At 49.9% G+C, this 13,660-nt stretch carries 13 protein-coding genes; 8 read left to right on the top strand and 5 right to left on the bottom strand.

The window, feature by feature from the left end; all coding sequences use genetic code 11:
* Nucleotides 1–55: 55 nt before the first annotated feature.
* From NHAL_RS15420 to NHAL_RS15410, 3 genes are read left to right on the top strand one after another with little or no spacing between them, the layout of a single operon-like run.
* On the top strand, nucleotides 56–532 hold the full coding sequence (locus NHAL_RS15420; RefSeq protein ID WP_013034078.1) for a YbhB/YbcL family Raf kinase inhibitor-like protein: 477 nt from the start codon (nucleotides 56–58) through the stop codon (nucleotides 530–532).
* A gap of 39 nt (nucleotides 533–571) precedes the next feature.
* The gene (locus NHAL_RS15415; protein ID WP_013034077.1) at nucleotides 572–1,489 is read left to right on the top strand and encodes an ADP-ribosylglycohydrolase family protein; all 918 of its coding nucleotides are present in this window, start codon (nucleotides 572–574) and stop codon (nucleotides 1,487–1,489) included.
* A gap of 53 nt (nucleotides 1,490–1,542) precedes the next feature.
* Nucleotides 1,543–1,743, top strand: coding sequence for a hypothetical protein (locus NHAL_RS15410; protein ID WP_013034076.1), 201 nt, complete (start codon nucleotides 1,543–1,545; stop codon nucleotides 1,741–1,743).
* On the opposite strand, the gene gshA is transcribed toward NHAL_RS15410, so the two are convergent.
* Nucleotides 1,740–3,308, bottom strand: a complete 1,569-nt coding sequence (gene gshA, locus NHAL_RS15405) for a glutamate--cysteine ligase (protein WP_013034075.1) — start codon at nucleotides 3,306–3,308, stop codon at nucleotides 1,740–1,742. The two genes, NHAL_RS15410 and gshA, sit on opposite strands and share 4 nt — an antisense overlap.
* Before the next feature lie 182 nt (nucleotides 3,309–3,490).
* Here gshA and NHAL_RS15400 point away from each other — a divergent pair, with 182 nt between their 5' ends.
* On the top strand, nucleotides 3,491–4,000 hold the full coding sequence (locus NHAL_RS15400) for an STAS domain-containing protein (protein ID WP_013034074.1): 510 nt from the start codon (nucleotides 3,491–3,493) through the stop codon (nucleotides 3,998–4,000).
* A 65-nt stretch (nucleotides 4,001–4,065) separates the two neighbouring features.
* Here NHAL_RS15400 and NHAL_RS15395 read toward each other — a convergent pair whose 3' ends face one another.
* The 3 genes from NHAL_RS15395 to NHAL_RS15385 all read right to left on the bottom strand — a co-directional run bounded on the left by NHAL_RS15395 (nucleotide 4,066) and on the right by NHAL_RS15385 (nucleotide 8,641).
* Nucleotides 4,066–4,386 (bottom strand): hypothetical protein, encoded by a 321-nt coding sequence (locus tag NHAL_RS15395; protein WP_013034073.1) that lies wholly within the window; start codon nucleotides 4,384–4,386, stop codon nucleotides 4,066–4,068.
* Nucleotides 4,387–4,464: 78 nt separating this feature from the next.
* A complete protein-coding gene (gorA, locus tag NHAL_RS15390) occupies nucleotides 4,465–5,814 on the bottom strand; it encodes a glutathione-disulfide reductase (protein WP_013034072.1) in 1,350 nt (449 codons plus the stop codon).
* Complete coding sequence (locus NHAL_RS15385) at nucleotides 5,795–8,641, bottom strand: bifunctional diguanylate cyclase/phosphodiesterase (RefSeq protein ID WP_013034071.1); 2,847 nt, start codon at nucleotides 8,639–8,641, stop codon at nucleotides 5,795–5,797. Before NHAL_RS15385 ends, gorA begins: the two co-directional genes overlap by 20 nt.
* A 589-nt stretch (nucleotides 8,642–9,230) precedes the next feature.
* On the opposite strand from NHAL_RS15385, the gene NHAL_RS15380 reads away from it, so the two are divergent.
* On the top strand, nucleotides 9,231–10,421 hold the full coding sequence (locus NHAL_RS15380) for a lipocalin-like domain-containing protein (protein ID WP_013034070.1): 1,191 nt from the start codon (nucleotides 9,231–9,233) through the stop codon (nucleotides 10,419–10,421).
* A 135-nt stretch (nucleotides 10,422–10,556) separates the two neighbouring features.
* Nucleotides 10,557–10,787: a hypothetical protein gene (locus NHAL_RS15375; protein WP_013034069.1), complete on the top strand. Its 231-nt coding sequence runs from the start codon at nucleotides 10,557–10,559 to the stop codon at nucleotides 10,785–10,787.
* 51 nt (nucleotides 10,788–10,838) lie between these two features.
* Here NHAL_RS15375 and NHAL_RS15370 read toward each other — a convergent pair whose 3' ends face one another.
* On the bottom strand, nucleotides 10,839–11,225 hold the full coding sequence (locus NHAL_RS15370; RefSeq protein ID WP_013034068.1) for a hypothetical protein: 387 nt from the start codon (nucleotides 11,223–11,225) through the stop codon (nucleotides 10,839–10,841).
* Nucleotides 11,226–11,669: 444 nt separating this feature from the next.
* Between NHAL_RS15370 and NHAL_RS15360 the strand changes: the two genes are divergently transcribed.
* Both NHAL_RS15360 and NHAL_RS15355 read left to right on the top strand, forming a co-directional pair.
* Entirely contained in the window at nucleotides 11,670–12,329 is a 660-nt protein-coding gene (locus NHAL_RS15360) for a PspA/IM30 family protein (protein ID WP_013034066.1), read from the top strand.
* On the top strand, nucleotides 12,319–13,650 hold the full coding sequence (locus NHAL_RS15355; protein WP_013034065.1) for a hypothetical protein: 1,332 nt from the start codon (nucleotides 12,319–12,321) through the stop codon (nucleotides 13,648–13,650). The genes NHAL_RS15360 and NHAL_RS15355 overlap by 11 nt, the downstream gene beginning before the upstream one ends.
* Nucleotides 13,651–13,660: the final 10 nt, after the last annotated feature.

The following is a 13,660-nucleotide window of genomic DNA, read 5'->3' as shown; positions in this document are numbered from 1 at the left end:
TTACTGTTATTCCTAATGGCGAGTACCCTTATTCATTGTCAGAGGAGATACCTTAATGAACCTCTCTCTTACCTCTCCGGCTTTCAATCATCAGGGAGAAATTCCCCCTGAATATACCTGTGATGACCAAGACATTTCCCCTGAACTGTCTTGGTCAAATATCCCTGAAGGAACCCAGAGCTTGGCTTTGATCGTCGATGATCCGGATGCGCCTGATCCTGCCGCACCGAAAATGACGTGGGTCCATTGGGTGCTTTATAACATCCCCCCCTCGGCGACAGGTTTGTCCCGGGGGGTGGTCTCAACGGAGCTGCCCACTGGAACTCAGGAGGGTCTGAATGACTGGAACCGCACCGGCTATGGTGGGCCTTGCCCTCCTATAGGCCGACATCGTTATTTCCATAAGCTGTATGCACTGGATAGGGTATTACCGGGCCTTAAAACCCCAACTAAAGAGGCTCTGGAGGAGGCGATGGCTGACCACATACTAGGGGAGGCGGAGCTTGTAGGCACTTATCAGCGAACGAGGTAAGCACTTGTTCTAAAAAACACCTTCTGGGGGATAATCTTCATGAGTTTGGAGTCGCGCTTTGTTGGCTGTCTGGTAGGCAGCGCTATTGGAGATGCCATTGGGGAAATGGCTTTCTCCTTTCCTGAACGAGAAGCTTTGCTAGGTGCCCTTGGTAATGCTCCTGAGTTGTCCTATACCGATGATACCGCAATGGCTTTGGCCTTGGGAGAATCCCTGCTCATGGTCGGTGATGTGGATGCGCAACATCTAGGAGAAACTTTTCGTCGTCACTACCGGCAGGAGCCTTGGCGCGGTTATGGACCGGGTCCTCCTACTATCTTTGCTGCGGTGGAACAGGAGGGATTTTCCTACCGGGAGGCAGCTCACCATTTATACGGTAATGGTTCCCTAGGCAATGGCGCGGCTATGCGGATCGCACCGCTAGGACTTTTCTTTCACCGCCGCGCAAATCTGGTGGAGAAAGCCCGTTTGAGCGCCACCGTCACCCATGTTCATCCCATAGGCATGGATGGTGCGGCTATCCAGGCTTTAGCCGTAGCGCAAGCCTTGTTTTTGGATCCTGGGAAAGCCCCCGATTTTCGCATTTTTTTACAGCAAATAATGCCTCCTGGTTTGGTTCCGGAATTAAGAGAAAAATTAAAGATGGTGGAGGCTTTGCTGGCCCGGAAAGTCTCTGCCCAGGAAGCGGCCCGAATCCTTGGGCGCAGCGTCCGGGTCGATGAATCTTTGCCTTTTGCCCTCTATGCCTTTTTGCGCTACCCCTGCTATTTTGAAGATTGTTTATGGTGCGCGATTCTAAATGGCGGCGATCGGGATACCGTCGGAGCGATGGCAGGGGCGGTGTGTGGCGCTTTCCTTGGGGTAGAGGCCATCCCGGCTCCTTGGCGGGGCAAGTTGGAAAATAGGGCCCGCCTGGAAAACCTGGCGTTAGATTTATTGGCACGATGCAGCGGCTAATGGGATGGCTTTTCCACTCCTCGGTCGTGTTTTAAATGGGGAGAATTGAGCAAATGAAGGGGAGGCTAAACCTATCCGTTTCGGGCAATGGCCTTGCCGGAAACGGCCTCAAGGCCTTATTGATGCACGCCCTCTTCGGGCCTCCTGCGGAGGTCCCGATTCGCTCCCGGCGAATCGGTCCGGCCTACGAGGAGGCGCTCATAAACAAACAGCCCGTAGGCCGGATTAAGCGTCGCGTATCCGGCAAAACTTAGTGCTGGGCGAAGTAGCGTGCAAGATATTCTTGGAAGGAAATGTTGTCGGCTGCCTCAATGGCATGCTGTTGTTGCCAGGACTGTTGCGCTAATTCTTTAAGATATTGATCTTGTTCTTCTTTTAAGGGCAATTGTTTGAAGTATTCAGCATGGGTCTTGGACAGGCGCGTTGCAAAATCATTAAAAGGTTCTTGCCTTTGGGCCATCTCAGCCAGTATCCGGGCAGAAGGAGTCCTCTCTTCATGGGCAAGAACGTCTAGTTGCATTTCAAGGGCTTTGGTGTAGGGTTGGTGGGGCTCTCCCTGATCTAATAATTCACATATTCCTGCCATTTCATCACAAATTTCCTGGGCCCAATCTCGGAGGAGCCGAGCCCGTCCGTTTTGTTGGAGCTTAAGATGAGGGTCCCGCCCACAGCAGGCTGCAAGCTGTTGATTATGGTCAGCAGCTCCCTGTTGATCAGCATCCAGGGGAGGGCTTTCCTTAAGTAGGCATAAAATAAGCAAAGCTTCCAGAAAACGCAGTTGGGGTTCGTTGACCCCTAAAGGATCGTAAGCGCTAACGTCCAAGGCTCTAACCTCCACGTACTGGACTCCTCGGCGCTGGAGGGCAAGGGTGGGTTTTTCTCCCGATTGGGTGATCTGCTTAGGGCGTATGAAACTGTAATATTCGTTTTCAATTTGGAGGATATTAGTATTAAGTTGACGATATTTACCGTTGACTACCACGCCAATCTTTTCATAGGGGGGATGGGGGGTTTCAATGGCTCGCGTAAGGCCACCAACATATTCCGAAAGGCTATTATAGGAAATACCCAAGTTGGCCTGATTTTTGTTTTTGTAGCCGATGTCGCTCATGCGCAACGAAGTGGCATAAGGCAAAAAATAGGTCCCCCGGTCGAACTTTGCAAATCCCTTTGGTCTTACTTTAAGAAAGGATTTGCAAACTGCTGGAGAAGCGCCAAACAGGTAGGGAATTAACCAACCGAGGCGTTGGAAGTTGCGGACCAGGCAAAAGTAGTGATCATCAATGAATTCACGCAAGGGTCGAGTATCGTTTTCCTGCTCTTTGAATACCGGCCAGAAGGCTTCAGGTAGGGAGTAATTAAAATGGACACCGGCGATGGTTTGCATGATTCGTCCATAGCGGTGGCCTAGTCCCTGTCGGTAAATATGCTTCATTTTCCCTACGTTGGAGCAGCCATAGCGGGCAATGGGAACACTGTGGTCATCTTTCACGGCGCAAGGCATACTGGTTGCCCAGAGGAACTCCTCATGTAGGTGATGATAGACAAATTGATGGATAAGGGACAAAAACGCCAAGGTTTCCCGTACCTCTGAGTAGGGGGGTGTGATAAACTCCAGCAAGGCCTCGGAATAATCGGTAGTGATATAGGGGTGGGTGAGCGCAGACCCTAGTGTGCTTGGATGGGGGGTTTGGGCTAACTTCCCTTCGAGGTTGATCCGTAGACTTTCTTTTTCTATGCCTTTTTTGCCCCCTTTAAGTAATCCTCTCGGGGAAGCGTTAATGAGCCGCTGCAGGCGGTGTTGCAAGAGCTTATCCAAGGCTTGATTTTCCTTTTGATTGAGTGCTAGTTGAGGTTAACAAAATGCTTGAAGCGGTAGTAAGGCTAGCCGCTAACGACTACAATTTGAATCTATTGCTGGTTTAACGGCGGAGCTTGGTGTGGATATGGGTTATCCACTTTCTGAAAGCAACAGCTTATTGATATTGGTTTGACGCAGCCATGGCTGAAGGTAAAATTTTGCATGCCACTTATGACGGGGTCCATGTGTTGCGCTTTTTGGGTGATGTGCGTTATCCCTTAAGTCCATCATTGGATCATTTTTTGCAAAATTTATTTGCCGAGGTGACGCCCCAAGGCTTTGTGATTGACTTGACGGAAACCCGAAGCATTGACAGCACCAACTTAGGGTTATTAGTGCGTATTGCCAAGTTCATGCAGCGATTTGGTAAGCCTGGGGTCACCATTATTTCCAATCGAAAGGAAATTAATGAAGTGCTGACTTGCCTGGGCTTTGATAAGGTCTTCAACATTGTTGAGCATGGCGATCTCGAACCTCTTGGAGGAGAAGCCTTGGCTGAGGAAGAAGTCGACAGCGCCGCTATGTCGGACACGCTTTTGAAGGCTCATCGAACGCTGATGAATCTCAACGAGCAGAATAAGGAGCAGTTCCGCGATGTGGTCGCGCTACTGGAGCAAGAGCGGGCAGATAAATCCTCTGCCTCCCATTGAGGGGGGGAGAATAGAAAGGGGACACAGTAATAATGGAGAATTCCCGCTGAGCTCTTGGCTCTTGCTTAAAGCTGCCGCAATAGATTGGCGATAAAAGGCCCCCAAGCCAGTAGCAGGGCGATAAACAAAAAGAATTCTAACCAAAGAATACGCCGGTAGCGGAGACGTTGGGCACCTTCGGTATCGGTCATAAAAATGCGGCTCATCATCATATCAAGGGGGAGGACAAATAGCATAATAACCGTCAGCGACGGGGCGACGGTCCCTACTACCGCACCCCAGCCGGAGAAGCTCGCTTCGCTGGCAAAGGGGGCCATCCCAATGAGAGTAAAAGTAAACAACGCCAGTACAATGCGCATTGGCCCAAAATATTTGATAAACTCCATGGCCTACTCTTTATTGCTAAGATGTGTTCCAGAAAGCTGCTTTGAAAATATCCCTTTTAAAAGGGAATACTATAACTCTTAGAGGGGTTGACGCAAGGTCACAAACTCCTCGGCGGCGGTAGGGTGGATTCCTAGAGTATTGTCAAATACCGTTTTCGTTGCCCCTGCCTTGATAGCAACGGCAATGCCTTGGATAATTTCGCCTGCATCGGACCCTAACATATGCGCTCCTACCACCCGATCGGTGGCTTTTTCCACGATAAGTTTTACCATCATGCGCTCATCTCTGCCGCTCAGGGTGTGCTTTAAGGGGCGAAAGGTAGAGCGATAAACACTAACCTCACCGCAGCGCTCCCGGGCCTGTTCTTCGGTGAGCCCTACCGTTGCCACATTCGGCTGGCTGAAAACACAAGCCGGGATATTGTCATAGTCTAGCTGGGAATATTGGCCCCCATAGAGATTACGGGCCAAAACCATTGCTTCCGCTAGGGCCACCGGGGTGAGATTGATCCGATGAGTGACATCTCCGATCCCATAGATAGAAGGAATAGCGCTTTGGTAATCCCCATTGACGACGATGGCACCGTTCCAACTAAGTTCCACACCCAACTCTTCTAGCCCTAGCCCCCTAGTATTAGGGGTGCGACCCGTGGCATACATGACGGTATCCACCTTGAGTGCTTCTCCATGATGAAGTCTGACGGTAAACCCCTGCTCCTCCTTTTCAACCGCCGCCACCTCGGTATTGAAGCGAAGCTTAATATTTCGCTTAGCCATCTCCTGGGCTAAGCCCTCTCGTAGGTCTTCATCAAAACCACGAAGGAAGAGGGGACCACGATAAAGTAAGGTAGTTTCGCTGCCTAGTCCGTTAAAAATACTGGCAAATTCTACAGCGATATAGCCCCCACCGACAATGGCAACCTGCCTTGGAAGGCGATCAAGGAAGAATGCCTCATTCGAGGTGATGACATGCTCCCGACCGGGAAATTCCGGAATGGCGGGCCAACTGCCAGTAGCAATCAAAATGCGTTCTGCCGTATAACGTTGACCATCGACAAGAACGGTATGGGGGGTCTCCAAGCAGGCGCGGCCATTGACAAGAGTGACCCCTGCTTTTCTCAGTAAACTTTCATAAATTTGATTGAGACGTTCAATTTCTGTGTTCTTGTTTTGAATTAGAGTAGGCCAATCGAATTGGCATTGACCCACCCTCCAGCCAAAGCCTGCTGCGTCTTCAAAATCTTCGGAAAAATGAGCTCCGTAAAGAAGGAGTTTTTTAGGGACACAGCCCACATTGACGCAGGTGCCACCTAAGTAGCGCTCTTCGGCGATGGCAACCCGGGCGCCAAAGCTTGCCGACATGCGGGCGGCCCGTACCCCCCCGGAGCCGGCACCAATCACAAATAGGTCAAAGTCGTAGGAGGTCATGATTGATATAGTGTCTTTCCTGTAACAACCGGGTAAAGTTTTCGGCAGGGGCCGGGTAGCTGATAAAATAACCTTGCACCCCATTGACGCCGATATTGTCCAAAAATTCTAACTGTTCCCGCGTTTCTACACCTTCTGCAACCACCTTCCGTCTTAAGCTGTGTGCCATAGTAGTCACTGCCGTGGTGATAGCTGCATCATCTGGATCAGTACTAATATCCCGAACAAAGGAATGATCAATTTTAACGGTGTCTATTGGAAAACGCTTCAAATAGGCCAAGGAGGAATACCCTGTTCCAAAGTCATCTAATGATATTTGGCAACCCATTTTTTTTAAGGCATTGAGGGTCTCCAGGCTAGCCTCCATATTGTCCATAATCATGCTTTCCGTCAGCTCTAGCTCCAAGCGATTGGGGAGAAGATCCGTTTTCTTAAGGATTTCGAGTATTCGTTCTAAAAAATCGATTTGTTGGAATTGACGAGCGGATAAATTAATGGCTATCCGTAAAGGGTAAGTATTTTCTTGATTCCAGATTTTAGCTTGGGCGCAGGCCGTTTGTAATACCCATTCTCCGATGGGAATAATCAGTCCAGTTTCTTCCGCTAAAGGAATAAATTTATCGGGATTGATTAATCCTAATTCTGGATTAACCCATCGGATCAAGGCTTCCACCGAGACGATGGCGCCACTTTCCATGTCCATGATGGGTTGATAATACAGTTGGAATTCCCCCTGGGCAATTGCTTTTCGGAGACGGTTTTCAAGAGCCAGATGTTCCGCGGCGGCAGCATTGATTTCAGTGGTGAAAAATTGATAACTATTTTTACCTTTTTCCTTGGCACGATACATGGCCGCATCCGCATGTTGTAGGAGCATACCCGCATCATAGCCATCCGTTGGATAAAGGCTAATCCCGATACTGGCGGAGACAAACAACTCCTTACCATTGATGTTGAACGGTTTCTCGCATGCGTTAATAATTTTTCGGGCAATCAGAGGGATTACCGAGGTGTCGGTGAAGCTTTCAATAATCACCGTAAATTCGTCGCCCCCTAGCCTGGCGATGGTGTCTTCAGCACGAATGTTTGCCTGCATACGTTTGGCGACTTGTTTTAACAAAATATCACCAATGCGATGACCTAGGGTATCGTTAATAAATTTAAAACGATCAAGATCGATGAATAGAACGGCAACCCGATAATTACGACGATGGGCATGATTAATGGCATGCTTAAGACGGTCGAGAAATAAGGTGCGATTGGGTAATCCCGTTAAGGTATCATGATGAGCTAAATAATAGAGTCGCTGTTCCGTTTGTTTGCGTATTGTAATATCGGAAAAAACGGCAACATAATGGGTAATTTCTTCCTTTGAATTTCTTACCGAACTGACTGTCATCCAAACAGGGTAAGTCTCTCCATTTTTACGTTGACTCCATAACTCACCCTGCCATTGGCCGGTGCTTTTGATGGAACGCCATATTTTTTGAAAAGAGATCGGCTCTTCTTGTTTAGCACGGAGGACGCTAAGATGTTGGCCAATGATTTCCTGCCTAACCATGCCGGTGATGTGAGTAAAGGCTTTATTGACATCGACAATGTAAGCCCTAGCGTCCACAATAATGACTCCTTCAATGGTGCTTTCAAACACCTTGGCGGTAAGCCGGAGGCGGCTTTCCGCATCTCTTCGGCGCTGGTCGTTATGGTAAGCATCAAGAATACTTCCACAGGTGGAGAGTAGGGGATCAAGGTATTCGATTAACCGCTTATCATAGGGTTTATCACGGTTAGCAACGCCGACGATGCCAAGCAGGGAGCCATGATGATAAAAGGGGAGACCCAGAAAACGTTTTATTTGAGAATCACTACTCAGCACTCCACTTACTTGAGGATCATTAGGGACATCATTAGCAATGACGGCTTTACCACTGGTAATGGCATCACAAAAAAGCGCCTTTAGCTTGGCAAGTTCCGCACCGCTAAGGGAGCATGTCGCCCGCAGATAACACTGGCCGTTATTGCAAGTGGTATTGCCAATAGCCAGAGTCCTGAGATAAGGAGTGCCGGTTTTTGTGTAACGAATTTCGCTGAGAAAGCCGAGCTGGCTTTCTGAAAGCGTGAGCGCTTCTTGCAGGACATTGCCAAATAGTACCGACGGATTAGCATCCTGGATAAAAAGCGATTGAATTCGCCCAATCGCGTCAAAAAGCTGGTGATGGGAACGCTCCTTGGAGAGGAGACGTTCTAGTTGATGTCGATTTTTTTCCTGCTCTCGGGTGATACTTTCCCAGGTAATGGCGGCACCAAAGATACTTGCTAAAGTTTTAAGTGCATTTTCCTCTGCCAGGGAAAATAGCCGTTCATGGCGGGTATTATCAAAGCCAATGAAACCCCACCAGCCGTCCCGCACGAAAATGGGGACTACGGCAGTCGATTGGATGCCATGGCGCAGTAGAATGGTGCTCTCAGGAGAGGGAAAATCACGGCTGCGGCCATGGATCACTTGGTCATTGCTAAGTAATGTTATCCAACGCTGGAAACCGCCAGCCTCATAAGAGAAATTTTGCAGTTCGGGATTATTAATTTGAGGTTGGACTCCAGGAGCTGTCCATTCATAACGTTGACTGGTTAAGAGTTGCCCCTCTCTGTTGTAATGATTTTCAAAAACAAAGGTTCGGCAGGCCCCTACGGTTTTACCTAACCGTTCTAGAACATTGTGAATGTTTTTTTCCCAATGGGGAGAATACAAGAGCTGCTCGGCGGCATGCGCCATCACCTCTAGGAGCACATCATAACGATGCGAAATCTCCGCTTTTTTATTTATCATCGGGGTTTTTAGTTATTCTAGGCTGATTCTCAGGGGCGGGAATGGGGTAGAGGGTTAAGAGGACGAAGAATCTTTTCTAGCCACGATATTTTCAATATTCTTCAAATGCTTACCTAATAATAGGGCCGGCAACGTGAAAATCTTGTGTCTAGCCTGTCGTATCGTCATAATATTATGATTTTAATACAAATATTCAAAAAATCAAGTTCTTGCGCACCTGGAATTGGCCTAGCCCCCTGAGCTATTTCTTATCTGTATTATCGTACATTACGGAAACAGTGGGAATTTAATCATAGATTAAGGGTGGGGCAAAGAATTCCTGCTTTTCCTGGAAAACTTGCCCACCGTAGAAATTTTGTGTAAGAGTTTTGTTGTGAGAATATGCGGTTTGTGGAAAGGGGCGAAGAATTTTTGTTGGATAGCGCCTTAATGCGGGGTTAAGGATGCGCTATGGGGGTGCCGGCTGAACCCTTTCCACCGGCCTCTCTAGGTAGAAAGACTCCCTTGAGGCTGGCGCAGCGGGAAGAAGCCAATACCTTGCCGCTATTTTCAGATTAGTATCTTTAATCATCTTAGCGAATGAGCCTATATGTTTGCCAACCGGACCCTTACCGCAATTTTCTTTGTGATTGGTGCAATTTTAGTTTTCATCATGATGGCATTGATGGGCACCCGTGAGGAAGAGGGGGCAGCCAATGATGGAGTGATCGTCTCCGACGCCTTGAGCGCTCAGGAAGACACCTCGCAGTATGCCCGTGTATTTGAACCCCGGGCATTTTCTTTCCCCCAAGATCATGGCCCCCATCCCGACTTTAAAAACGAGTGGTGGTACTACACGGGCAACCTTGAGACCCCGGAGAGTCGGCACTTTGGTTACGAACTGACCATTTTCCGGGTCGCCATGGCGCCCGATCAGGTTGAGCGTGCCTCCGGTTGGGCAACGCGCCAGCTCTACATGGCCCACTTCGCCTTAACTGATGTGGAGCAAGAACGCTTTTATTCTTTTGAACGTTTCAATCGAGGCGCGATGGGTCTGGCAGGCGCAGTCGCCCAACCCTTCAAAGTGTGGTTGGAAGACTGGGTGGTCATAGGAGCAGAAGGCGAAAATATTTTCCCATTGAAAATTGCGGTGGCTCAAGACGGCATTGCCCTAGAGCTTGAGTTGGATGCAGCTAAACCTCTCGTGTTGCAGGGGGAGGATGGTTTGAGTCAAAAAAGCGCAGAGCCAGGCAACGCCTCCTATTACTATTCCTTTACCCGCTTGCTCTCTAAGGGAGAGGTTCGTGTCGACGGACAAAGCTTTCCAGTATCAGGGACCAGCTGGATGGACCGGGAGTGGAGCACTAGCGCCTTAGGCGAGGACCAGGAAGGCTGGGATTGGTTCGCGCTGCAGTTATCCAATAATACGGAATTGATGTTCTACCATATGAGAAAAAAAGACGGCACTGCGGATGCGTTCAGTGGCGGCACGTTTGTTTCTGCAACCGGCGAGACGCGCAAGCTTTCCCTTTCCCAGGTAGAGGTTGAAGTGACTGACCGATGGCAGAGCCCCCACAGCGGTATCCGTTATCCTTCAGGTTGGCGTCTAGCGGTGCCTGAACTTCAACTATCTTTGGTAATTACTCCTTTTCAGCAGGATCAAGAGCTTAATCTAGCGGTACGTTACTGGGAAGGAGCGGTGCAATGTACCGGCACCTACGGGGAAGCCAACATAACAGGTGTGGGTTATGTTGAATTAGCGGGATATGGGAATGGGAGGGATGAACCAATGCCGAAATAGACGGGCTGTTGATTAGTCTATGGGGCATTAATTCACCTCCTTTAATAGCCCTATTTCACTTATCAACGGGACCTAAGAGGCTAAACTCTCTCTAGACTATTTTCATAATAGTGGAAGTGAAGAAGAGAGGGTGGAATGTTAAAAAAACTCCTACAGCGGGGCTTGACCCGGCGCGAAGCCGGGGTTCTATCGGCCACTCTTCTGGTGGCAGCCGTTTATGTCGGTTTCTCTTTAGAAAAAGGTAGTCTTGGAGTTGCTTTCTTATTGGCTATTGTAGGCCTCTACTGGGGTGCCGGAGCTGTGACCGGAAGAAAAATGTGCAAGCTCATTTCAAAGTCTATAAAAGGCCATGATGTTGCTCAGTGACCCCCTTCCCCAAGTATTTTGGGTTCGGGAGTTAAGTAATTGATATTTATATCAACTCCCTAGCCGATAGAAAACATAAGGGGCTACCATAATCCAGATTGGAATCAGGGGCCATAGGCGTCCAGCCAGGACATTATAGTCATGAAAAAGTCGTCCCCAGGAATGCTTTGCCACGTAGTGCCCAAAGAGCAATTCAAACCCTACCGTGAGCCCTAGCCAGGTGAACCCCATGATCCATGCCTGTTGTGCGGAGTCCAGTGGCCACAGATTGATGAGGGCCCAAATATAAAGGCTAAACAGGAGAAGGCCGCTGACGGTAGAGATTTGATGGGCCTGTAGTTCGCTGAGACGCTTGCCATACCAGGCTTCACGGAGTGCCCCGTTGAGAACGGCGATTAATACCAGGGGGAGCCAAGCAAGAATAGATTGCCAGATCATTGGTTTCTTACCGCTTTACCAAACAAAGAGGGGAGCAAAGTCATACGGATCATATTTTTGCTTAAGTTTGTCATAGGCCGCACCATTATAAAAGCAGTCAAAGATTCTTTCTCCTTCAAGGTGGAGAATATGATTAAAGTCCTGGAGCACAACCCCCTTATCGGCTTCCGGCTGTTGGCCTTGATAACGGAAGAAGATGCGCATCCAGTTGTTGGTATTGATTTTGTGATTCCTCTAAAATAGCCTGCGCCGCGCGGAGGGTCTTCAAATTATGTACTTGGATGCACAAAAAATGTATATTTACACTCTTGTTGTTAATCTCCCAATGAAATCCTGCACTTTAAATAAGTTATTGAATTTTTAATGTTTTTATCGCTAATGCCCGGGCTGGCATAGAAGTTGGATTATCTTCCGTGGGAAAGAAAAATCCATGAGGAGGTTATCATGTCTTTCTTTAGACGACTATCTGCCAGCCTAACCGCCCGCATTGACCAGGTGGTTGGCCAGATCGAAAACCACGATGCCATCATTGAGGCCGCTATTGGGGAGGCCCGCCAAGCTACCGCTAAAGCCAAGGTTCGCTTGGCTCGGGTCCGCAGTGACGGTGAGCGGTTGGAAACCAAAATTGCTGAACTGCAAGAGGCTGAAATAAAATGGGCGGAGCGGGCCAGGCGCATTGCCAAAGAGGATGAGCATAGGGCGTTAGAATGCCTGCGGCGGCGCCGGGGGTGTCAACGCCAGCGGGCCCAATTGGAAAAAACGCGGGAAAATCACCAACAGTTGGAGGCTCGTTTGGTGCGGGATGTAAGAGAAGCGGAAGAGCGGGTCGCCGACATGACCCAGAAGCGTCATTTGATGCGTACCCGCCAGTCGGCGGCTGAGGCCCTCAATTCCATCACCCGTGTGGACCCCAGTATGGGCGGCGATGTTGCCGATGCCTTTGAGCGGTGGGAGGTCCGTATTACCGAGGCCGAATACGAAGCGGGCACAGCAGAGGCCATGGATAGTCTGGAACACCGTTTTACCGATGCCGAGGACCAGGATGCCCTGCGCGCCGAATTGGATGAACTTTTGTTGAAGGAGGAGAACCATCATGAATGCTGAGACTCAAGCCCAGGTGGCCCAGCCTGCCGCGCCACAGCCCTCAGCCAGCCGCTTTAGCTTTAAATTTTTACCCCGCCTGTTGCGGGGGTTGGGGGCCTTGGCTGTGGTGGCTTCTCTCTCTATTTTTTTGCTTCAGGGTTGGGAAAGCGGCAATGATAGTTACCGTTATTTGCTGCTGCTCGCCCATACCGCAGGCTTGGCAGTGATTGGCTTTGGCGCGGGTCACTGGCTGCGGGAAAGCAAGGGGGCTCGCCTTTTGTTGCTGTTGGCATTGGTCTCGGTGCCGGCTAATTTCGCTATTCTGGGGGCCTTTGTTTATTCCGCTTCTCGTGCCAACAGTATTGCTTATCCTGTCTTTGCCACCTGGCAGGCGGAAAGCTTTACGGTTACTGGGGGGCTGATTGCCGGTGCCGTCCTGGTGTTGGCGCCGGTTACCTGGTTAGGTTTTCGGGTGTTGGCCCGGCATTCCGCTTGGTCCTTGGCGGGACTCTTTTTGGCTACGAATGGAGTCTTGTTGATTCCCTTGCGGGAGGAGCCATTTGTGGCCTGGACATTATTGGGATTGACGATCTTTGTGCTCTGGCGGACTGCCCGTATCGGGCGTGGCGACACCGCCATGAAAACCCTGGAAGGAGCGTTTGCTCGAGGACTTCAATTTTTGCCCCTGGCCCTATTGTTTGGGCGCACGGTTTGGCTTTATACCGCCGACGCCTTTTTGTTTACCGCCATGTCGGTAACAGCATTTCTCATGTTGCGCCAGGTGGCCCTGGAGCTGAATAGCCGCTCCAAGCTCCGCAGTTTTAGCGAGCAATTGGCCATCCTCCCCGCCTTGACCACCGGGTTGGGATTGGCGGCGGTGGTGGATAAGATCATCAAGGGAGGGGATGCCTATGCCTTTGCGGTGTTTTCCTGGGCGGCGGCGGCCATGATTTTTGAAATCAGCTTGCGTACCCCAGGCAGTGGGGCTAGTTACCGCCGCAAGGCGGCCGTGGTGATGACGGTGGGCCTATTGGCTAATTTAGTCCTCTATGAGGGGGTTGCCGCTGCCATTTTGTGTCTGCTGACGGGGATGGGCGTGCTGGTGTGTGGTTATCTCATGGAGCAGCGGCTGGTCTTTGGCCTGGGTTGGGTGATGCTGATAGCCGGCCTTAGCTTCCAGGTACAATATGCTATCACCGCGTTTGACTTGGGAAGCTGGGGAAGTTTGGCGGTGCTAGGGGTGGCCGCCATTCTCACCGGATCGGTGATTGAACGCCATGGCCCCCAACTAAAACTCCGTTTGACCCAGTGGGGGCGGCAATTTAAATCTTGGGAATATTAGGAAGGGGGAT

This window comes from Nitrosococcus halophilus Nc 4, assembly GCF_000024725.1.
Taxonomy (GTDB): domain Bacteria; phylum Pseudomonadota; class Gammaproteobacteria; order Nitrosococcales; family Nitrosococcaceae; genus Nitrosococcus; species Nitrosococcus halophilus.
Note: the sequence above shows the minus strand (reverse complement) of the source record. Positions and strands in the feature narration are given on the sequence as shown.

Excerpts from the sequence above, each read along its gene's own strand:
- NHAL_RS15420 (WP_013034078.1), top strand. The coding sequence starts at position 56 with ATGAACCTCTCTCTTACCTCTCCGGCTTTCAATCATCAGGGAGAAATT.
- NHAL_RS15415 (WP_013034077.1), top strand. The coding sequence starts at position 572 with ATGAGTTTGGAGTCGCGCTTTGTTGGCTGTCTGGTAGGCAGCGCTATT.
- NHAL_RS15410 (WP_013034076.1), top strand. The coding sequence starts at position 1,543 with ATGAAGGGGAGGCTAAACCTATCCGTTTCGGGCAATGGCCTTGCCGGA.
- NHAL_RS15400 (WP_013034074.1), top strand. The coding sequence starts at position 3,491 with ATGGCTGAAGGTAAAATTTTGCATGCCACTTATGACGGGGTCCATGTG.
- NHAL_RS15395 (WP_013034073.1), bottom strand. The coding sequence starts at position 4,386 with ATGGAGTTTATCAAATATTTTGGGCCAATGCGCATTGTACTGGCGTTG.
- gorA (WP_013034072.1), bottom strand. The coding sequence starts at position 5,814 with ATGACCTCCTACGACTTTGACCTATTTGTGATTGGTGCCGGCTCCGGG.
- NHAL_RS15385 (WP_013034071.1), bottom strand. The coding sequence starts at position 8,641 with ATGATAAATAAAAAAGCGGAGATTTCGCATCGTTATGATGTGCTCCTA.
- NHAL_RS15380 (WP_013034070.1), top strand. The coding sequence starts at position 9,231 with ATGTTTGCCAACCGGACCCTTACCGCAATTTTCTTTGTGATTGGTGCA.
- NHAL_RS15375 (WP_013034069.1), top strand. The coding sequence starts at position 10,557 with ATGTTAAAAAAACTCCTACAGCGGGGCTTGACCCGGCGCGAAGCCGGG.
- NHAL_RS15370 (WP_013034068.1), bottom strand. The coding sequence starts at position 11,225 with ATGATCTGGCAATCTATTCTTGCTTGGCTCCCCCTGGTATTAATCGCC.
- NHAL_RS15360 (WP_013034066.1), top strand. The coding sequence starts at position 11,670 with ATGTCTTTCTTTAGACGACTATCTGCCAGCCTAACCGCCCGCATTGAC.
- NHAL_RS15355 (WP_013034065.1), top strand. The coding sequence starts at position 12,319 with ATGAATGCTGAGACTCAAGCCCAGGTGGCCCAGCCTGCCGCGCCACAG.